This window comes from Hahella sp. CR1 (assembly GCF_029813005.1).
Lineage (GTDB): Bacteria > Pseudomonadota > Gammaproteobacteria > Pseudomonadales > Oleiphilaceae > Hahella.
Window position 1 is genome coordinate 22,503 of sequence record NZ_JAPELK010000023.1, and the last position, 20,599, is coordinate 43,101.

Consider the following 20,599-nt stretch of genomic DNA (forward strand, 5'->3'; position numbering starts at 1 on the left):
CGGCTTGCCTGAATACTATGACTACCCATGCTTGATGGCGTCCCGCTTCCTCCGCCTCCGTGGGTGTGGCTCGCCGTGGTAGCCGCCAACTCCTGAAACACCCCGATTAGATCCTCAATCACCTGCAACACATCCGCCGCCCATGGCGATGGCCGGCGTTTGGATGGTCACAGCGGAGCTGGCTTTTAGCTCTATGATTTGCGCCTGGATCTTCCTGTCCGCATGGTTACCCTGAACGTTTACGGTTTTATTGGCGCTGGTCCGCGTGTTGTTGCCGCTGATCGTCGCGGAGCGCGAGCCGCCCACCGTGGCGCTGTCGTTGCCTTGAATCGACGCGTGTCGGTTTCGCGCGATGGCCTAGTTAAAATCGGCGGCGGTGATCAGGTTCAGGTTATCCGTAGCCGAGAGGTTTGGTCAACATATGGTCATCCAATATCAGGCACTTCAGTGGCGCAAGAGAATGCCGACGAGACTACTCTCCACTGCTGTAAAAAACTCCAAATGCTAATTCTTTCTCAACATGTTCTATCCAACCTATATTTTCAATAAATATATGTGGAATTGAATTAAACGTCTGTATTTTCTTCTCATTCACCATGTCAGAATGCCAATTCCCATATATAAGCAACCCTTCAATAGCATAGATCACATCTCGTTTCGCTTGCCCTTGTGAGAAAAAAGGGGTTCCTAATGTCACCATAAAGTTAAGTTTAGGATAAGCTATTCTCAACCGCTCCATCCTTTCAATATGATCCAATGCTTGATTGCGAGCAGCAACCGTTTGATCCATTGTCATACCTATATAATAGGGCCACCAGACTCTTTTACTTTGCGCTACGATAGAATAAAAATATGCTGAAACATTTTCCTTTACCTTGCCAGAGAATAGTTCATCGTGAGTATATGGTTCAGACCATTCTAACTGAGCAATCACATCAAAATATTCCGGCCAAGCTGGTTTAAAAACACTATTCATCATTGGACTTTAATCACCTAAAACTGGAAACTCTCTTTAAGCTAAGATGACCTTAATCAAGGCAGAAAGCCACAGCTTTATGGTAAGGACGACTTTTCCGCCCATAGGTCACCACCCTATCCTTGCGCTATGAATTCCTCCCACATTACCCTATAATCTGATCACAGTATGAGGTAGCCCAAAAAATGGAAAACAAGAACGCCCGCCTAACAGTCTTAATTGATCCTCGAAAGAAACAGGCTTTTGAGGAGTTATGCGCATCCCAAGATCTAACCCCTTCCCAAGTTGTACGTCAGTTAATACGGGACTACTTAAAAAAATACAATGTCAATTATCTCTCTACTTCTAACACCGAGCTAAAAAAATCAAAGTAGCCGTCTTGGCATTCCCGCCACATCTCTAACTACGCTACTAATTGACCTTTAAATCAAAGCGTTCCATTCGCATAAAATATGGCATCATAGAAAAGCCCAAAAGCCCTTCTAGCTCATCGACCCTCTGCGCAACCATATCGTGACTCAACAACGGCATCGTATCCGTCGCTAGAACAATCCTATTTCCTGTAGTAAGGCTACAAACATAAACCTTTTCAAATATGCTCAGAATAGTATCAAAGGCAGATTTATGTACCCAGTGGGATTGAAAGTAGTTAAGCACCAACCATCCTTGTGTATTTAATAAACGCCTACACTGCCTTATGAATTTGGGATGTAGCTGTAGGCGCTCAATACCATCAGAGTGATACATATCACAAAACAGGATATCAGTTTCTTCAGTTTCTCCACTTGAAATATAAGACCATGCGTCAGATTTAATTACGGAAAGACGCTGATCTACAGGCAACTGAAAGTATTCAAATGCTATATCAATAACAGCTTTCCTCAACTCAACCGCATGAAGTCTGAGGTTACAAAAATGTTTAAAAAGGCAACTGACTAAGCACCCACCTCCTAACCCCAAAACTGTAACATGGCGAGGGTTGATGTATATTAGGGGCAACAACATCGCACGCATATGCTCGTGAACAAGGTATGCAGGATTAGACTTAAATTGACAGCTCTGCTCAAAAATTGACCCTAATGCTAGAATCCTCCTATCATCAGTATCATACACCTCCACATCCCCATATGAGTCACATCGACGGACTATTGGCCTTCCTATGCTTAGAAGTTGAATTAGTTTGTAGAATGCCAGCATTTTTTAGTCCTTGTTATTCCACAACTAATCAAAATGCAATCTCAGCACGCCTAAACCCGATCTCCTTCAATAGTCCAACTATTGACTCAAGGTTCACACAGCTAGTTACTTCGCCAGTATCACGAAGCAAGAAATGACTACGTCCGGCATAATCTTTAAATAAAATGATCCACTCACTACATAAAGATGGATTTGGCAGCACGACAACATCCTTCAACATTCCTCGGCTTTGCATCTCAATAGCTTGGTCCTTATGCATATGCGCTATGTGCCTCTAATTCTTTTAGTCGCCCACTTCTATAGCTCTGTACACATAGTTGACCTTGGTCCCATGGCTTGGTTACAGCGAAACCAAGAACCCCCTATGGTTTGAAGCCAATTCCAATTTGATGTTAATCATATTAACATCAAATGGTAATAGAATTAGCATAGCACACTACTCATAATGGGCAAGAAGCCTGATTAAGGGCGCATTTAGGAGTATCGCAAAGAATAAAGTACGATTGCGCCTTACCAAGTTACCAATCGCAGACGATACCCGGAACGAGTCAAGAAGGAATTAGAGGCCAAAGCAGTCTTTACACTGGTTTCGAGTTCTTGTCAGTGTAGAGTTCTGATTAACTCTCGATTTTCTACGCTGGAGCCAAATTTGAGAGCTACACAGATACTCACGCAACGACTAGACTCTTTAACGGTGATGATGAAGGAAGCCTTGACTTTGAGGCTTGTTGCAAGCCTCTTTTTTCAACCAATAATGTCTCTGGAGAGCATTTTATTTTTTGTAAAGAATCGCTACCTGAAATCACAAAATCTCCAGCTATTCAGAGATCTATCGTTATGTCCCACGCCCCCTCCTGAACCATCTTCCTGATTTCGGTATTAAGTGACTTTGCATTCTTACAAAGTCTCTTGTAATACCCCACGCAATTTCTCTATCTTCCGTTACTCTTCAGATCAACATTGTTTCTTCTTCCCACCGAAGCCATTGCCAAACCACTCGATTAGAATTCTTCGTAACACACTGTTTACAAAGAAAAAAAATCTTTATAATGTCGCGTACATTAACCTAACGAAAAAGCAGAGGAGGAGAGAGGACAGCCCAGGAGAGAGCAAATTAGGGTCAAATAGCATGGGTTGAGGCACTCCGCCAAGTACGCGAGAGCCAGCATGAACCCACGCCACCCCGCACAAACCTACAAAGAATAATACAAAGCAGAGGGAGTATTACTGCGACAGCTTTTTCAGGGAGAATGCTGTGACTCGTTCCAATCAAAATAATCTCTTACGTCGTTCTATCGCACTTACTATTTTAACCAGCGCACACGCCTTAGCCGGACCTTTACCAACGCCTGTCGTCGATTCGGATTACTACGATAATGGCGATCCGGCTCCGGCTAAATATGAGTTAGGGCGGATGCTCTTCTTCGACAAAATCATGAGCGGCAATCGCAATATTTCCTGCGCCACTTGCCATAACCCGCTTCTGGCCACAACGGACGGACTGTCTTTGGGCATCGGCGAAGGCGGGCGATTTATCGGCCCTTATCGCACCACAGGTTCCGGCGACGACGCCGTGCCCGGTCGAATAGGCCGACATGCGCCACACCTTTATAACCTGGGCGCGCGGGAGTTTATTCATCTCAACTGGCAAGGCATCATGGAGGGCAATGCGGACAAGCCCAGCGAAATCAGTATTCCAGCCGGTCCGGAAAAACCAGGTGGGTTAGATAACGTGCTAGCCGGACAGGCGCTGTTCCCCATCGCCAACATCAATGAGATGATCGGACAACGTGGTGAGAATGAAATCGCCGACTCCGTCCGCCCCGGCAATGGTCGCTTCCGTCCCATTTGGGAAGGTTATCTGAAACGCATCCGCGCCATTCCAGAATATGTCGAGTTATTCCAGGCCGCATATCCCAATATCAGCCTGCCTGAAGATATCAAGATCGCTCATTACGCAAACGCCATCGCCGCTTTTGAAACCAACGCCTTTCGCGCCGACAACAGCCGTTTTGATCAGTATCTGCGAGGCGATGTCGACGCACTCAGTCCGAAGGAAGTGGAAGGTATGAACTTATTCTATGGCGCAGCAGGTTGCGACAGCTGTCATAGCGGTAAATTCCAGACCGACCACAGCTTCCATAACATCGCCATGCCGCAAATCGGCCCCGGGCCGGAGGCGCGCATGCCATTAGAGGATCGCGGTCGGACGGAAGCCAGTCGCGAACAGAGTGACTTCGCCAAGTTCAAAACGCCCTCGCTGCGTAACGTCGCGCATACCGCTCCGTATGGCCACAGCGGCGCTTATGCATCATTGGAAGGCGTCGTCAGACATCATTTGAATGCACTGGAGTCATTGGACAACTACGACACATCGCAGACGTTGATGCCCTCGCGCAGCGACCTGGACGAGATTGACTTTCAGGGCTACGAGGATGTTTCGCTACGGGACAAGATCGCTCAGAACAACGAGCTACGCCCCAACCCGCTATCGGATGCGGAGGTCAGCGCTTTAATCGCTTTCCTGCATACGTTAACGGACGCGAACAGCCTTGATCTTCGTAAACTGATTCCCAATCAGGTTCCTAGCGGCATTGCAGTCAGCGATTAATATTGAGTCGCTCTAGGTAAGGGTATCCGCGGTTTGCCCCGCGGATACCACTCGATTACGTCCCGCGCCTTTGGCCGCATACAAGGCTTGATCCGCTCTGGCGATCAGGGCTTCCATGGCCTCGCCCTCTTCCAGCTCCGCCGCGCCAAGAGATATGGTGACGCGAAACTCCGGCGCTACTTCCGAAAATGAAGTCTCCATGACTGCCCGCCGTAATCGTTCTGCTGTAATGAAAGCGCCATCAAGGGGCGTTTGCGGAAGAATCAGTAAAAACTCCTCACCGCCATAGCGTCCTAAACAATCGATAGAACGCACCAGGGACTGCATGGTTTCCGCCACTTTTTTCAGCACGGCGTCCCCCGCCTGATGGCCATAGGAATCATTGATGCGTTTGAAGTGGTCGATATCCAGCAGACAGAGCGACAAAGCGCCTGAACTACGCCGACAACGACTGAGCTCATTGGACAGTTGCTTCATTAATTCCCGTCGGGTGCAGAGTCCGGTCAACTCATCTGTACTCGCCATAACGCTGATTTTTTCCAGCGCTTCATTCAATTGATGATTCTTCGCCCTCAGGCTCGCGCGTAAATTACTGATGAAGCCGCCAATCAGAGCCATCTGCGCCATGACCATAAAAAGCGCGGTCAACAATACAAATTCCGAGTTCGGCGTCACTAAGCGCGGTTTGAGCCATAGCAGCAGACCAAGCAGCCCCAGATACCCGCCGAAATAAGCTGCAGCAACGCGAATATAGCGTTTGGTGTCGATGCCGAGGATGCCATATAGCAGAGGAATGATAGCCACCATCGCCACTGCGCTGCGGGCCTGGTTGTCGTCCATGAAATACATGATATACAGCGGAGGAAATAAAGAGACCAGCATCTGCTCTTCCGTGAGGTTGGGATCTTTACGGCTTAAATTCCAATTACTCAGGAAGCACAGGTAAAAACCGCCGTTGATGGCGACGCTCATGATAAGGAAATGCACCGCATAGCGCAGCTCAAGCAGGCCTGCCGCCCACCCCGCCAAGGCGACAGCGAAGGTGAGGAGATAAGACCCAAAGGTCATCAGCGTACGGCGCTTACGAATGTGCTGATGACTCTTTATGCGTTCGTCCAGGCTGCTGCTCACTTTCCTTCGCGCTCCTTCCCTTTTAATTCGTCTCTATGTTCTGGAGCCCCTCGGACTTCCAGGCGCAAAGGAACGGAACCGCTTAATCCGTCATGCAGCGAATGCCAGCCCCGCCTCTTGTCCATTACGCCATTTCACTTCCGCGAAACGCTCGCCCCACAAAGGATGTCGCACAGTAACGCGATTATGTTCGCTGATAGCGCCGACCGCCTCCAGGCGAGCGCCAGCGCCGGAATAATCCAGCACTCGGCAAAGTTCTCCCGTTCCGGTAAGGGTCGCGCTCACTGCGGCTTCATCCACAAGAATGCGCTCACATCTACGGGGATAAAACAGCGGGACATGATCATTGAATGCAGCGTACAAGTTGCCCTTATTGAGCCCTACGCCTTTATTGTCCGACCTGACTTTCGCAAAGTGATGAATTTTCTCATTCACCCCCAGCTCCAACCCAAGCTCTTCTCGCTGCTGAGGGCCAATCGGACGACAGAACTCGCCCATTGCTGAATAAATACCTTTGAACTCATCATGCAACGATCCCATCTCACGGTGTTCCTCAGCGGTGGACATCACCATGGACGGATCAGTATAAAGGCCATGAGCTCTGGCTTGCTCACTCATGAACGCCAGGGTCAAATCAGACAATTCCGCTTCGCTGTAGCCGCCGCCCACATCAGAATGACTGCCCGGCAACCAAACCTGCAGTATGCGCTGGTTATCCCGGTCGCGACGCAGCTCGGAAGCGTCAGGATGATGGGTCCACAAATCTGGAGAAAACGGCTTGCGCAGCTCATCAATCGCAAGGGCCTGCACGGCGAACTTCACCGTATCGGACAACTGAGTGTCATGGAACCCCACCCAGCGTCGGGACAGTGTGCGCAACCCAGTGATGGGAGCGCCCAACGCGCCAACCGTGTCCCATACCCCCATAAACTCGATTTCCACGCGCCGATTCTGACTCTCCACCAGATCAATCAAGCGCCGGGCGGTGTAGGCCTGCGCCAGCTGCTCACGTTCTTCTGGTTGAGTGCGATAGTAGCGATAGGCTAATGGGAAGTTTTTCATTTCATATTTCGGCAGTAACCCGAATAAATGAATGAAACCGGCGAGAGACCTGACTGTGTAGGCCCCGCGGCTGAATCCAAACAAATAGATACGATCGCCTTCCGACCAGTTGTTAGCCAGGAAGCGGTAAGCATCCATGACATTATCGGACAGTCCCGCACCCAACGCGCCTCCAGCAAAACGGTCCCACAAGCCGTTCACACCCACGCCCATATCATAGAACACCACCTGATGCCCCCCTTGGTAACAAGGTGTAATAGAGCGCACCAGTTTGAGCACGTTCGTAGGATGACAATTCACATCCTGTTCGGATTCCGGTCTATTCCAAGTACCATCGCAGCAGACAACTATCGACTTGCCCATACATCCCTCCCCCGTATTGCATTGCGGGCCGGTCTTCGATCCTTGTCGGCGCATGCATGCGTGGCGTCAATCGCGCGTACTCCAGCAGAATCGAAGAGGCATCAGCGACCAAGGAAATTTCACCCACTATTTCCCTTTACACATGTATAAAAAATAGTCTACCGCACTAAAAATGCAATCCGGCCCAAAGGCCTTGCGCGCCAAGGCCACGCACAAAAATAGTTAACATGGGCAAGCAGTATACGACCCAACTAAGCGTCACATTCCTTTACACATTCCACCTTGGAAAGTAGCGCAACTCCTTGTTTTATAACGAGTGGCACGCCTATTGCTAAGATAAGCCAGAATTTCACTACAACCTCAAAGATATTTCTTAATGGAGTAACGACATGTTCAAATTTATCGCAAAAAGCGTACTGGTCTCCGGGCTGACGGTTTCCTCAGCATTCGCAAGCACTATCTCCTGGGACCTGAATGATGGCGTTGCTTACGGTTCTTACAACAACTCTATTTCTTACTCTAAAGACGGCTTGGGCCTGACTGTCACCGCATGGAGCGACACCAAAGGTTCTTCCGACAACAAACTCGAAGATGCGCGTCTGGGACGTTGGGACGGTCTGGGCGTTTGTAACGATGACGAGTACAGAGCGGATCGTTGCGCCTCTCCCGAGCATTCCATTGACAACGACAGCGGCTACGGCGCCGACTACGACATGATCATGTTGTCCTTTTCTGAAGCCGTTAACCTGAGCTATTTCAAGAACGGCTGGTACTACTCCGACTCCGACGTTTCCATTCTGGCTTACACTGGCGGCGCTTCCGCTTATGACCTGAATGACAAAGAGTGGAACGATCTGTTGGGCGACGGCTGGAGCGTGGCGGGCAACTACGCCGACACCAAGAAAAACGAAACTGCAACTGGCACTGACATCGCGTCCAAGTTCTGGTTGATTGGCGCTTACAACCCTGCCTTCGGCGAGAGCTGGTCTTCATACAATGACCACTTCAAACTGAGACATGTCACCATCGAAACTGTCGATGTTCCAGAGCCTGCGACAGTAGCCCTGATTGGTCTGGGTCTGGCTGGCTTCGGCTTGTCCCGTCGTCGTAAAGCAGCGTAACTCACGCTTAAATAAAAAAGCCGGCATCGCCGGCTTTTTTATATTTCAGGACTAGACACCAGCGTTTAATTTTCTACAGCGCCTCACTCTAACTTCTCGCGCTTTGACAACGCCTGACGTAATTCTTCCAGTTGCTTCCGCAGCGCCTTCACTTCATCCATCTCTAAACCAGAAACGCAAAGCACCTGCTCTGGAATGCTTTCCGCAGAGTCTCTTAATTGTTTTCCCGCTTCCGTTAAAAACAGACGCACAACTCTCTCATCTTCCGTTGAGCGTTTGCGTTGCAGCAACCCCTCTTTTTCCAGACGCTTAACCACCGGGCTCAGAGCGCCGAGATCCTGGATCAATTGTTTCGCCAGCTCAGAAGAAGTCAGCCCTTCCTGCTCCCAAAGCACCAGCATGATCAGATACTGCGGGTAGGTCAGCCCTAACTCGCTCAATAGGGGTTTATAAAGTTTACTCATCGCCAACGAAGTGGAGTAAAGAGCAAAACAAAGCTGCTCACCAAGCTTTAAGGCCTTTCCGGGAGGGGTCGTCATAATCATCATTCTCTTTTTCTGGTCTCGCAGCGCGCTCTGTGCGAGGAAAGCGGCTAATATTTAATTTATCCGCAAGCTGCCCGGAGCATTGTACGCCATCCATCCGTCGGGTCGAGACAGAGGAACCGGCATGCGCGTTTCAAGGCGTGAAAAAATAGCAGTATGCGCTTATAGTCAAAAATTTACTCCTATTGGGAATATCCCATGCGAGGAATCGCCTTCCATCGCAATTCGCCAAATAATCGGGACCTCCCTCCGGAGTTGCGAGATGAACTGGAGCAACAACGCAAGCGTGACCTGGCCAACCGCCAGCGTCCCGGAATCCTGTTCTATCCCGCAACCTGGGTGTTCATCTCGGCGGCGATCATGTTCAGCTCTCCCACACCAGAGAAATCTCTTTGGCTGGCTTATGTCGCCCTGCTGATCATTGCCGTATCAGGCTATCGTTATTACGCGATGCACCAGTTCACGCGTAAGCTTGAGGTAGGGCATGAGGCTTCTTATGCGCCTCTATTGTTTGGAGCCAGCTTCAGCGCCGGTCTGTGGGGCGGTATTGCTGCGTTATCAGTGCTTCCTACGCCCTTTTCAGCGCACTTCCCTTTATTTCTTACCTGCACTCTTGGATTGTGCGCCGGCGGAGCCGCATCTCTGGCGATACTGGGACGCATGGTGAATCTGTTCATCATTTGCCTGCTGGGCCCTATGACTCTGGCGCTGTTTTCCCCTTACGCCACCCAACCTGGCGCGGTCGGCTTTCTACTGATTACTTTCGGCCTGGGCATGAGCTGGATCTCGACGTTGCCTCGTCACGAATACGAAGTCGCAGTGTTAAGCATTATAAAGCTGTCCCAACAGGCCAAATACCTGACCGAACTGACGATTCAAGATGGTCTGACCGGCGTCAAAAACCGCCGTTATTTTGACCAGATTCTAAATACCGACTTGCGGCGGGCCTCCCGGTTGAACTACCCCATATCACTCCTGCTCATCGATATCGATCACTTCAAACGGGTCAATGATCGCTATGGTCACTTGGTCGGAGATGAATGTCTGGTGCAAACCGCACAAACCCTGATGCGCCAATTACAACGCAACAGCGATGTCCTGGCCCGCTATGGCGGAGAAGAATTCGGCATCATTTTGCCGGGCGTCGATGTGGAGGAAGCCGCCGCGCTGGCGGAGAAATTACGCAAAGCGGTGGCGGCGAGCGCCGTATGGCATCTATCGGACCCGGTATCCGTCACGATCAGCATCGGCGGGGTCAGCGGCGTTCCTCGAGAGACCATGACGCCTAAACAACTCCTGGAGCTTGCGGACAAAGCGCTCTATCAGGCCAAGTCCTATGGTCGCAATTGCGTATTCTGGTCATCACTGGATGGCGTTCTGACGCCTGTAGATTCAGAGAAAGGACAGCAATACTGACCCCTCATCTTTATGAATTTTAAATAGATTTGCGCAGGCGAAATTTACCGCCTGCGTCTACACTCAAGAATACTCCTTGACGCCCTCCACCGGCGCAGGCTCGCTTAAATCGGGCGATGACAAAAAACATGACCACAGGCGGATAAGAATATGTTCGGATTCGGCAAACCACGCGCAAATGACGACCAGACTATCATCGACAACTCACGCTTACGGGAGTTGGAGCGCAAAGCGGAATTGCTAGACAGGCTTATGGAGAAGAGCCCTGCGGCCATGGCGAAATCGATCCACGACAATGCCGTCAAAGTAAAGAAATCCACAGAAAAGCGACTGTCTGAAATTCAGGACAGTTGCCATCAGTTGGAAGCGTTTATGGATCACTCCGCACAAATCAAAGGGGTGACGGAACAGTCCGTGGAGGTGGCGGTGGGTACCGTCGACACCACCCAGCAAAGTGTGGCCGACATCAAGCAACTGTCCTCAAATATCGAAGCCTCATCGCGCTACATCAATGAATTCACCGATCTGCTGTCCTCGCTGGAAGAAAGCAACAAGACGATCAACCAGCTAGTCGAATCCATCAAAGCTATCGCCGACCAAACCAACCTGCTCGCCCTCAACGCCGCTATCGAAGCCGCTCGGGCGGGTGAGCACGGCAGAGGATTCGCCGTCGTCGCGGACGAAGTACGGCAACTGGCCACCACCGCCAACGAATCGGCGGAAGAAATACAAAGCGAAATAAAGAAAATCACCGACATTTCCGGACGCGTCATTCAGAAGCAGCAGGAAGTGTCCGAAGTCATAGGCAGCAGCGTCACCATCGCCAGCGAAACTGTACGCAATCTCAATCAATTAATGAGTTCCGCCACTGAAAGCGCGGAGGCGGCAAAAGGCGTCGCTCGGGATTTCGACCATCTTTCACAAGAACTCGATTCACTCAATCATCGCACTCAGAATCTATTGGAAGACACTCATAAGTCCGTTGAAGGCGCTGATGAAAATATTCATCTCAGTGAAGAACTCCGTCAACATCTCAGCGCCAAGTAAGCCCTTCTTAATTACGGAAGTGCGACCAACTGATTGATTTACTTGCACTTCCGTACCACTTAATTTCCTCTCATATACGTTTATATGTGCGTATAAACACATAGTCTTCATATTGATTTTCTATCGGAAACAATTTGTAACTTAGGTAATTTCCGAAATTTTTAAATTATTGTGCATTTTTTAACTGACTTATTAAAAACTTTGTCTAAACTACTAAATAAATAAGGTTTTGCTCATTCCTCCCTTGGTTGAGCGCTGTAAAAAAGTATGTTGTAAGGTTGCAAATTCTTTTCTTATGGCAATAATTCACAACAATTTTCAATCAAGGGAATTATCAAGGTTCAGCGCTTTCTAAAAGTAAGAGAGCCTTTTGAAGAGACAGAGTAGTTAAAGTCCAAAGGCTGTAGTAAAGGGAGATAGGCAAGCATTTTGCTTATCTATAGATGAGAGTAAAACTGCCGATATAGTGAGCAAGGATCATGGCGAAAATATTACAGACAGAAATTTTGGAGGTAACTGCAATGACCAGCCAAATTTCACACTACAACAAACGCTTAGAGCGTTTATACAGTAGCAAAATGGAACAACTTAACCGCGCAATGACTGCCGGCAACAAATTACGTTGTTTGGTATTACAGGCGGAAGCTGACGCGATTTGTCAGGAACTTAAACAATTTGTCGGCGCTAAATAGTCTTCTATTTATCGCCGACGCCCCTCTCCTCCAGGGAGAGCTGTAGTCGGCGTCACCAACAAAGCCTCTTATCCATTGAAATTATTAGACTTTCTTCTGTTTCTCTTACAGAGTCCCCACCGTCGCCTCATACAAACAGCCTTTATAATAAATTAGATTATATATATCTATTTTTATATTCATTAGTGACTCAATAAACTTTACAAGGCTTTTGTAAAGTATTTAACAAAAGCGGAAATATACGTCTGAAAATTTTACACCTTTATTTGTTGTAGCATTTCCGTATCTTGACGACAGGAACAATATTACACATATATTTTGTAACTCCTTGAATTTGTTCCCTGCACGAGCCTGCCATTAATTTAAATATCCCGTTTTTGGTGCTACATTCATTGAGGGTATGCGCTCTAATGCCCGCCCCTTTGGGCGTGGCGGCAATTAAAAGGAGATAGAACTCGCCGCCAAAAAGTGTCTGCCTGCGTCCGGATATCCGGACAAAATCTGCCGCTCAGCATGCTGAAAAATAACAAAAGGAGTAGAAAGATGAGGTACGCCGTCCTCGGCGCAGGAACAATAGGCAGTTTTTTGGGAGGAATGCTGCAGGCAGGCGGCAATCCCGTCTGGTTCGTTGGCCGCTCAGCGCAAGCACAGCTCATTGCGCAGGAAGGCCTGCATCTACGCAACCTCAAAGGCGGACGACGTTACTTCGATGGCGCACAGCTTCATTTCGGCGATGACCCCGCCGTTCTGGCCAACGCCGACTGCATACTAGTGACGGTCAAAAGCCAGGATACAGCCAGCGCGGCGGAGGTTCTGCGTCGTCACGCTCCAGAGTCCGCCATTATCGTGAGTTTCCAGAATGGAGTCCGCAATGCCGGACAGCTCAAAGCCCGCTTACCCCATAAGATTATTCCCGGGATGGTCCCATTCAACGTGATCCAGCCTCATCCAGGCGATCTGCGGCAAGTCTCATCCGGCCATTTAGCCATCCAGGCCTCTCCCTTTTCAGAACAGATTCAGAAAGATTTCAAGGCGGGCGGATTGCCATTGGATGTTCACGAGCGGATGGAGCCGGTACAGTGGAGCAAGTTGTTGCTCAACCTCAACAACGCCATTAATGCTTTATCGGGACTGCCTTTGCGCGCCATGTTGCTCAACCCCGGTTATCGTAAGGCACTGGCGGCGGCGCAACGGGAAGCGTTAAGGGTGATTGAGCAGGCAGGCTTCCAGACCGTTCGGTTGGGCCCGATTGTGCCGGAACTGTCGCCCTATCTTCTGCATCTTCCGACGCCGCTGTTCCGGCTTATCGCCAATGCTGCGCTGGCCATTGATCCCGACGCTGGCTCTTCCATGCAGGATGACCTCCGCCTTGGTAAAAAAACGGAAGTGGAATACATCAATGGCGAAGTAACGCACTTGGCCGACAAGTTAGGCGCTCCCTGTCCAGTTAACCGGACACTGATGAACCTGATTAAACAAGCGGAAGCCGAAGGCAGGGACTACCGTAAGCTCAGTGCGCAAGACATCCTCAACGCCATTACGACGGCTTGCGCAGCGGAGGAATAAACCCCGCTGCAATAACCTGAAAATCCAATGTTTCCCGTTAGCCGGCGCCGCAGATTTTCCGACTATACTGATTAGATAACATTTACTCAGCATCCCTTCTCACCGCCGCACCGATCATGTCGAGGGATGCGCCTGACGCAGTTTCAGACATGACACTGAAGTTTCATCGACGTATATCCTTCAAGCTGGCGCGCGCCGGAGTCATTCTGGCCTTTATCCTTGGGGGCCTGCTCAGCTCCATACAGGTGTATTTCGACTATTTGAGTCATGAGAAGGATTTTCAGGACTTTATTGAGCGCGTGCTGCAAGCCGCCCGTCCTCCCGCCGTACGCGCCGTTCACACTCTGGATGCTCGCCTGGCGGAAGAAGTCGTCACCGGCCTCATGCAGTATGATTATGTCCATCAGGTGCTGATCGTCGACGAACTGGGGCAAACCCTCGCTGAAGGCGCCAAGCCTGTCGCCGACTCCAACACTGGCTGGATTACGTCCAGCATCGGCGCGATTTATCGCACCTATCCTATCGCGCTACAAATGGAGTCTTATCACCAGCTCCAGACCGGCCGCATGGAAGTGGTGGTGAATGTGGACAAAGCCCTGGAGCCCTTCTTCAATCGCGCCTATTACGTACTGATTATCGGCATCGTGCGCAACATGGTGCTGGTGTTGCTGTTGTTTATCGCCTTCTATTACATGATCACGCGACCGCTGATCTCTCTCGCCGCCAGCTTTTCCGAGGTGAACCCGGAAGATCCCGGTGACCGCCGCTTGCGCCTGCCTCGCAGTCATGACGGCGATGAGCTGGGCTATCTGGCGCAGATCGGCAACCAGTTTCTGGAAACTTTACAAAAACGCCTGGAAGAACGTCGCGAGGCGGAAGAAACTTTGCGCGACAGTGAACGCCAGACCCGACAGATTATCGATACGGTTCCCCACCTGATTTACGCCAAAGATCGCAACGGCGCTTTTGTCTTCGTCAATCAGGCGCTCGCAAGCTTCTACGATCGCAATATCACAGAAATCGAGGGAACGGATCATCACTCGTTGCACCATTTGATTTCCAACCTGGAGTCCGTGCGCTTCGATAACGAAGACAGAGAGGTCATCGATAAGCAGAAAGTCATGTTCATTCCCGAACACGGCCTCACGGATATTTATGGCCGCCGTCGCATTCTGCAAAGCAACAAAATCCCATTTCGTTTTTTCGGCAAACCCTGCGCGCTAATCGTATCCGTGGACATCACCGACAGAGTCGAGGCGCAGTCCCGCGTTGAGCAGCTGGCCTTTCACGACCCCCTCACCGGCCTGCCCAATCGCAACCTGTTCTATGACCGTCTCACCATGGACATCGCCCGCTCCCGCAACCACGGAGCCTACGGGGCGCTATTGTTGATCGATCTGGACAACTTCAAGAACATCAACGATTCACTGGGACATTCGGTCGGCGATGAGCTATTGCGTAACGTGGCGAAAAATCTGCGTAACTGTCTGGATGAAGAAATCACTGTCGGTCGCCTCGGCGGCGATGAGTTTACAGTGATCATGCCAGAGTTGGGACGCACGCCGGAGGAGGCGGAGCAAAACGCCAACCTGATCGCGGCGAAAGTCCTCTCAGAACTGTCCTCCCCGTTCTTTTTCAACACTCAGGAATTCACCGTAACCGCCAGCATGGGCGTGGCGCTGTACCCAGATAAAGACGCCAACACGGAAGTCATCCTGCGCTACGCCGACACAGCGCTGTTCCAGGCTAAACATGAAGGCCGCAACAAAATGACCATCTTTAAAGCGGAGATGGCGGATGCGGTGAGCAAGCGTCTCAGTATCGAAAATGAATTGCGCACAGCGGTAAAAGACAAAGCGCTGATGTTCTACTACCAGCCCCAGGTCAGCGTCACCGACGGACGCATTATCGGCGCGGAGGCGTTGATACGCTGGAACCATCCACAACGAGGACTGATTACTCCCGATGAATTCGTGCCCGTGCTGGAAAACTCCAACCTGATTCTCACCGCCGGCCTGGATATGTTCACCCAGGCCTGTATGCAGGTGAAGGAGTGGCTGGACAAGGGATGGTGGGAAGAGGATATGCGCGTCGCCATCAACGTCAGCCCCAAACAGTTTTACCAGCCGGAGTTTGTTGAGCAAATCATAGAAATTCTGCAAGCCACTCGACTCCCAGCACATTGCGTAGAATTGGAAGTGACGGAGACCGTGGTTATCCAGAACGTCAAAGACACCATCAACAAGATGCTCAGCCTTAAAGGATTGGGCGTTCGTTTTTCCCTGGACGACTTCGGCACCGGCTACTCGTCCCTCAGTTATCTGAAACGATTGCCTGTCGACTGCCTGAAAATCGACCGCTCCTTCGTCACCGACATCAACAGCGACGTGAACGACGCCGCCATTGTCTCCACGATCCTGGCCATGGCCTCACACCTGGATCTTGAGGTGGTGGCGGAGGGCGTGGAGACCGTTGAGCATCTGGAGTTTCTGAAAGAGAACGAATGCGATTACTACCAAGGCTATCTATTCAGTAAACCCCTGCCCGCCGCAGAGATGGGGGAGCTGCTGAGATTACAGCCGAAAAATCCCAAGTAACCTGAGTGCAGTTGCAGGGGGCGGCGGCGCTCCGCATAATGCTGACAGCTTATCAGCGGAGCCAACGACACTATGCCCTCAGCAGCCGAAATCAGCCGAATATTGAAAAGCGTACACACTATCGCAATGGTCGGCGCCAGCGATAAACCGGGGCGCGACAGCCACCATGTCATGCTATTCCTGCAAAACAAGGGATATCGGGTCATTCCCGTCAACCCTGCGCTGGAAGGCTCCACCTTGCTGGGCGAGACCGTTTACGCCTGCCTGCGCGACATTCCCGTCCCTGTAGATATGGTGGATATCTTTCGCCGCCCGGACGCGGTTCCCGACATCGTCGACAACGCGATCGCCATTGGCGCCGGCGTCGTGTGGATGCAGTTGGGCGTCATTCATGAGCAGGCGGCGCAAAAAGCAATGGATGCGGGGATCAAAGTCGTCATGGACCGTTGTCCGAAAATCGAAATCACCCGACTGGGACTGTAATTCCTAACCTTTATGACAAAACTGAAGTTGTTATTGCGCAACGCCTTTATCGGCGGCGTTATCGTACTCTTACCGCTGGCCATATTGGGTTTATTTTTCAATTGGCTTTTCCGCGCCGTCACAGACCTGATTCAACCTATCACCAATATCGTCATCCGCATGGTGTCGGCGCCGGAAGTGGTCGGAGATATGGTCGTCATCCTGGTGATCGCTATCGTGTGCATCCTGGTGGGCAGTCTCACCGCCACCAGCATCGGCCGCTATCTGCATTCACGATTTGACGTTCATTTACGTCGTATCGCGCCGGGCTATCAAATGGTGAAGGAGATCGTCACCCAGTTGTTGGGCGATAAGAAAAACTCGCCATTCAGATCCGGCGCCGTGGCGGAAGTCAAAATATTCGGCCCTTCAACGCCGACCAGCGTCACCGCCATTGTCACCAGCACGCACGACGACGGCCGCTACACGGTTTTTGTCCCGACAGGCCCTAACCCCACAACCGGCTTCGTTTTTCACGTTCCAGGCGAAGCAGTGACGCTAAGACCGGATATCAAAGTGGAAGCTGCTATTCGCACCATTATTTCATGCGGCGCCGGCAGCGCGGCCTTGCTGGCAATCGCCGGCCCCGCCAACGCCAAAACGGACCCCGCCGTCGCCACGGCGGATAAGGGTTCAGCCCCCAAACATCCAGAGCAACATAAGGACATCCAACTATGACGACGCTTTACGATTTCACCGTCAAAGATATTCATGGCGCCGACCTGCCGCTGGAGCAGTTCAAAGGCAGAACGCTATTGTTGGTGAACGTCGCCAGTGAATGCGGTCTGACGCCTCAATACGAAGAGCTGCAGTCGCTATACGAAGAGCACAAGGACGATGGCTTAGTGGTATTGGGACTGCCTTGCAACCAGTTCGGCGGGCAAGAGCCAGGCGACGAAGCCGCTATTCACGCGTTCTGCTCTACGCGTTTTCAGGTGAGCTTCCCCATTACCGCCAAGATAGAGGTGAACGGCCCGGGACGGCACCCGCTTTACCAGTGGCTCATCGGCGATGGCGAGGACATACATTGGAATTTCGAGAAGTTTCTGGTGAATGGCGAAGGCCGCTGCGTAGCGCGCTTCGATCCGCGTACGCCGCCCAGTGATGAAGAATTGCTGGATAAAGTCGACGAGCAACTCCATCTCAGCAAAATCCTGCTGGGCAAATAGCCCAGAGTTATTTCCCAATCAGAAGAAGGCTCCGCGAATCCGCGCGGAGCTTCAGAACGGCGATGAGTTGGTGCGCAGCCAGCAGGCGATGCTCCAGCGGGCGCGGTGAGTCAGTCTGACTTCGTGAGGGAAATCCTCGCTGAGAAAGATCACTGTCCGGCCCATCTCGGGAGTAATATCCGCGATGAGACCGCCGTTACCGCCATCGTATAAACCCAGCTCACCGCCTTCATCTGGCAGCCAGTCCTGATTCAGGTAGTGCACCAGCGTCACCTTACGGGGGCTGCGGCCGCGAAAGTTGTCCACATGACGGCGGTAATACGCCTGCGGCTCATATACAGCGTAATGCGCTTCCACTTCCTGCAAGCCCAGATACAAAGTGCGATTCAGAACCTGACGCACATTTTCCAGAAAGAGCAGAAACTCTTGTTGCGTCTCACTGCGCCCATCCAGCCAACATGACCAGTCGCGCCGCACGGAGTCATTCAATTGTCGGTCTTCCGCACGTCCAATATGAGCAGGGCTAAAACCGCCTTCGGTATACATGAATTCCGCCTCCTGTCGCAGACGCGAAGCCAGCTCCAGCGGAATCAGATCGTCAAAGACGCCCCATCCTTGCTGCGCCAAAACATCAGCCATCCGCTCATGCCATTCCTGAGAAGGAAGCACACAGACCGAAGCGCCCGACTGAGCGATATCTTGATTCAAGGACATAGGATGCAATTCCTTCCGCGCCAGCGGCGAGAACAATAGGAGGACGTCAAGGTCAATGGCGGCTGCCGTGCTGACCGGGCGAAGAATTATAGAGCGGAATCTACCCCACGCGAATTGTTTTTTACTCTGTTCCCGTGTGACGAATATTAAGCCGCCGCCGTCGCTCCCAGCGGGGTGTGCGAGCGAATGAAATCGCCGATTTCATGAATGGCGCGACCGCCCTGCGGCAACAGACGGGATGCGAAATGCCAGACATGAAACATGTGCGGCCACACCTGCAATTGCAAAGGCACCCCCTGCAGTCGGGCGCGCCGGTGAAACTGCTTACATTCTGAAAGCAAAATTTCATCACCGCCCACCTGAATCAGTACTGGCGGCAGGTCGTGCAAATCGCCAAAGAACGGCGAGATGCCAGGTAATTTTGGGTCGTGTTCTCCCGCATAATGGCGGGCAAAAAAGCGTATGCGCTCCGGTGAAATCACCGGGTCATGAGGCAGGCGATGAGATTTGCTCGACAGCTGGCAGGTCAGATCCAGCCAGGGCGAAATACACACCGCCGCCGCAGGTGTCGGTAAATCCATATCACGAATGAATTGCAGCGCCGCCATGGTAAGGCCGCCGCCGGCGGAATCTCCCGCAATAACAATATGCCTGGCCTTAACGCCCCGATCCAAAAGGTGTTTATAAGCCGCCACCACATCATGCAACGCCGCAGGAAATGGATGCTCCGGCGCCAGCCGATATTCCAGCATCAAAGTGCGCGCTTTGGCGGCCTTGCTGATGCGGCAGGCCAGTTCAAGATGAGTGCGATTGGAGCCAATGACATACCCGCCGCCATGCAGATACAGAACCACGCGGGATTCGCATTCAGTGCGATGGCTCAACCATAACGCCTGTAACCCGTCAATTTCACAAGGCTCGCTGGAGAACCCCGGCGGAGCATGAATAAACCACGAGGTCTGAGAGGCGCACAGACGATAAGCCATCAAATTGTTGGGAATGAAATGCATCCCCAAACGAATCATATCTTTCAGAATATTTATGCGAGTCATACGAGCAAACAGCCGTCCAAGTTACAACTGATGGACCTACTTTTGATTTATAGACCAACTTACACAGTTGTACAAAAAACATCCGCCGCTCACAGAACTAGACATAAGTCAAAAAGGTTACCGTTGGTAACATTTTTGTCGGGTTGTACCTATATCAATTTTTTACCAAAAGTTCAAGATATGCCCCAATACAGTTTTTCATCGTTGTTTTAACAACTTACCGATTTCTTAACTAAACTGACTTTTAAGGTTTAAATTTTAAAACTAATCTGGAGTACCCATGACTGACCATCTCAAGCATATCGGCGTCGCCGATCCCCAACGCATCGAAAAATACACGCTGCGCACCGAAGCTGAGAACGACATCCTCAAGATCTACTACAAAAAGGAAAAAGGCGACCTTTTCCACAGAAGCCTGAAAGTTAAATTCCCCCGTCTGCAAAAGCAGTTGCTGGTGGATTCAGGCGGCACCAAGCGTTATGAAAACACATCTGAAATTGCGCCTAACCTGCTGCACGTTCTGGATGAGCTGGACAAAATCACCTGCAAAGAAACCGAACAGGTCGACGTAAAAGAGAAGATCCTGAAGGATCTGCGCCACTTGGAGCGCGTCGTGAACAACAAGATCAAGGAAATCGAGCGCGACCTGGACAAGCTGTCATCGCGTTGATTCGTAACGATCGATCTCGGCCGGGCGGTCTTCCAACGTAGCCGCCTGGCCAACCTGACCGCCAGCAATTGAATATTTCCCTCTCGTCATACTGACATCTCATTCATACGCTGCGGCAATCTCGCTTAAACTCCTCAACCAAGCCCAT

21 protein-coding genes are annotated in these 20,599 nt (G+C 51.0%); 12 read left to right on the plus strand and 9 right to left on the minus strand.

Going from position 1 to position 20,599, the window contains the following annotated elements; genetic code table 11:
- Nucleotides 1–114: 114 nt before the first annotated feature.
- Both ONV78_RS30445 and ONV78_RS30450 read right to left on the minus strand, forming a co-directional pair.
- Complete coding sequence (locus ONV78_RS30445; RefSeq protein WP_279508358.1) at nucleotides 115–306, minus strand: hypothetical protein; 192 nt, start codon at nucleotides 304–306, stop codon at nucleotides 115–117.
- Between the two features lie 166 nt (nucleotides 307–472).
- Nucleotides 473–979 (minus strand): hypothetical protein, encoded by a 507-nt coding sequence (locus ONV78_RS30450; protein ID WP_279508359.1) that lies wholly within the window; start codon nucleotides 977–979, stop codon nucleotides 473–475.
- 182 nt (nucleotides 980–1,161) lie between these two features.
- Between ONV78_RS30450 and ONV78_RS30455 the strand changes: the two genes are divergently transcribed.
- The gene (locus tag ONV78_RS30455) at nucleotides 1,162–1,350 is read left to right on the plus strand and encodes a CopG family transcriptional regulator (RefSeq protein ID WP_279508362.1); all 189 of its coding nucleotides are present in this window, start codon (nucleotides 1,162–1,164) and stop codon (nucleotides 1,348–1,350) included.
- A gap of 37 nt (nucleotides 1,351–1,387) precedes the next feature.
- On the opposite strand, the gene ONV78_RS30460 is transcribed toward ONV78_RS30455, so the two are convergent.
- Nucleotides 1,388–2,089, minus strand: a complete 702-nt coding sequence (locus ONV78_RS30460; protein WP_279508364.1) for a hypothetical protein — start codon at nucleotides 2,087–2,089, stop codon at nucleotides 1,388–1,390.
- Nucleotides 2,090–2,201: 112 nt separating this feature from the next.
- Nucleotides 2,202–2,432, minus strand: a complete 231-nt coding sequence (locus tag ONV78_RS30465; protein ID WP_279508365.1) for a hypothetical protein — start codon at nucleotides 2,430–2,432, stop codon at nucleotides 2,202–2,204.
- Between the two features lie 996 nt (nucleotides 2,433–3,428).
- On the opposite strand from ONV78_RS30465, the gene ONV78_RS30470 reads away from it, so the two are divergent.
- A complete protein-coding gene (locus ONV78_RS30470; protein ID WP_216738903.1) occupies nucleotides 3,429–4,784 on the plus strand; it encodes a cytochrome c peroxidase in 1,356 nt (451 codons plus the stop codon).
- Between the two features lie 12 nt (nucleotides 4,785–4,796).
- Here ONV78_RS30470 and ONV78_RS30475 read toward each other — a convergent pair whose 3' ends face one another.
- Nucleotides 4,797–5,915: a GGDEF domain-containing protein gene (locus ONV78_RS30475; protein WP_279508366.1), complete on the minus strand. Its 1,119-nt coding sequence runs from the start codon at nucleotides 5,913–5,915 to the stop codon at nucleotides 4,797–4,799.
- Nucleotides 5,916–6,005: 90 nt separating this feature from the next.
- Nucleotides 6,006–7,340, minus strand: coding sequence for a DUF2235 domain-containing protein (locus tag ONV78_RS30480; protein WP_279508367.1), 1,335 nt, complete (start codon nucleotides 7,338–7,340; stop codon nucleotides 6,006–6,008).
- A 389-nt stretch (nucleotides 7,341–7,729) separates the two neighbouring features.
- On the opposite strand from ONV78_RS30480, the gene xdp1 reads away from it, so the two are divergent.
- Nucleotides 7,730–8,461 (plus strand): exosortase-dependent surface protein XDP1, encoded by a 732-nt coding sequence (xdp1, locus tag ONV78_RS30485; protein WP_279508368.1) that lies wholly within the window; start codon nucleotides 7,730–7,732, stop codon nucleotides 8,459–8,461.
- Between the two features lie 83 nt (nucleotides 8,462–8,544).
- Here xdp1 and ONV78_RS30490 read toward each other — a convergent pair whose 3' ends face one another.
- A complete protein-coding gene (locus ONV78_RS30490; RefSeq protein ID WP_347815439.1) occupies nucleotides 8,545–9,000 on the minus strand; it encodes a MarR family transcriptional regulator in 456 nt (151 codons plus the stop codon).
- A gap of 204 nt (nucleotides 9,001–9,204) precedes the next feature.
- Between ONV78_RS30490 and ONV78_RS30495 the strand changes: the two genes are divergently transcribed.
- From ONV78_RS30495 to ONV78_RS30530, 8 genes are all read left to right on the plus strand, one after another.
- Nucleotides 9,205–10,422: a diguanylate cyclase gene (locus ONV78_RS30495; protein WP_279508370.1), complete on the plus strand. Its 1,218-nt coding sequence runs from the start codon at nucleotides 9,205–9,207 to the stop codon at nucleotides 10,420–10,422.
- A 150-nt stretch (nucleotides 10,423–10,572) separates the two neighbouring features.
- Complete coding sequence (locus tag ONV78_RS30500) at nucleotides 10,573–11,469, plus strand: methyl-accepting chemotaxis protein (protein WP_127968150.1); 897 nt, start codon at nucleotides 10,573–10,575, stop codon at nucleotides 11,467–11,469.
- Nucleotides 11,470–11,948: 479 nt separating this feature from the next.
- The gene (locus tag ONV78_RS30505) at nucleotides 11,949–12,161 is read left to right on the plus strand and encodes a hypothetical protein (RefSeq protein WP_279508371.1); all 213 of its coding nucleotides are present in this window, start codon (nucleotides 11,949–11,951) and stop codon (nucleotides 12,159–12,161) included.
- A gap of 543 nt (nucleotides 12,162–12,704) precedes the next feature.
- Entirely contained in the window at nucleotides 12,705–13,727 is a 1,023-nt protein-coding gene (locus ONV78_RS30510; RefSeq protein ID WP_279508372.1) for a 2-dehydropantoate 2-reductase, read from the plus strand.
- A 149-nt stretch (nucleotides 13,728–13,876) separates the two neighbouring features.
- A complete protein-coding gene (locus ONV78_RS30515; protein WP_279508373.1) occupies nucleotides 13,877–16,324 on the plus strand; it encodes an EAL domain-containing protein in 2,448 nt (815 codons plus the stop codon).
- A 72-nt stretch (nucleotides 16,325–16,396) separates the two neighbouring features.
- On the plus strand, nucleotides 16,397–16,807 hold the full coding sequence (locus ONV78_RS30520) for a CoA-binding protein (protein WP_127968146.1): 411 nt from the start codon (nucleotides 16,397–16,399) through the stop codon (nucleotides 16,805–16,807).
- Nucleotides 16,808–16,819: 12 nt separating this feature from the next.
- Complete coding sequence (locus ONV78_RS30525; protein WP_127968145.1) at nucleotides 16,820–17,524, plus strand: DUF502 domain-containing protein; 705 nt, start codon at nucleotides 16,820–16,822, stop codon at nucleotides 17,522–17,524.
- Nucleotides 17,521–18,015, plus strand: a complete 495-nt coding sequence (locus tag ONV78_RS30530; RefSeq protein ID WP_279508376.1) for a glutathione peroxidase — start codon at nucleotides 17,521–17,523, stop codon at nucleotides 18,013–18,015. The genes ONV78_RS30525 and ONV78_RS30530 overlap by 4 nt, the downstream gene beginning before the upstream one ends.
- Before the next feature lie 51 nt (nucleotides 18,016–18,066).
- Here ONV78_RS30530 and ONV78_RS30535 read toward each other — a convergent pair whose 3' ends face one another.
- Nucleotides 18,067–18,729, minus strand: coding sequence for a 2OG-Fe(II) oxygenase (locus ONV78_RS30535; protein ID WP_279508377.1), 663 nt, complete (start codon nucleotides 18,727–18,729; stop codon nucleotides 18,067–18,069).
- Between the two features lie 146 nt (nucleotides 18,730–18,875).
- Nucleotides 18,876–19,781, minus strand: coding sequence for an alpha/beta hydrolase (locus ONV78_RS30540; protein ID WP_216738916.1), 906 nt, complete (start codon nucleotides 19,779–19,781; stop codon nucleotides 18,876–18,878).
- A 280-nt stretch (nucleotides 19,782–20,061) separates the two neighbouring features.
- Here ONV78_RS30540 and ONV78_RS30545 point away from each other — a divergent pair, with 280 nt between their 5' ends.
- Nucleotides 20,062–20,451, plus strand: coding sequence for a DUF3461 family protein (locus ONV78_RS30545; protein WP_279508378.1), 390 nt, complete (start codon nucleotides 20,062–20,064; stop codon nucleotides 20,449–20,451).
- Nucleotides 20,452–20,599: the final 148 nt, after the last annotated feature.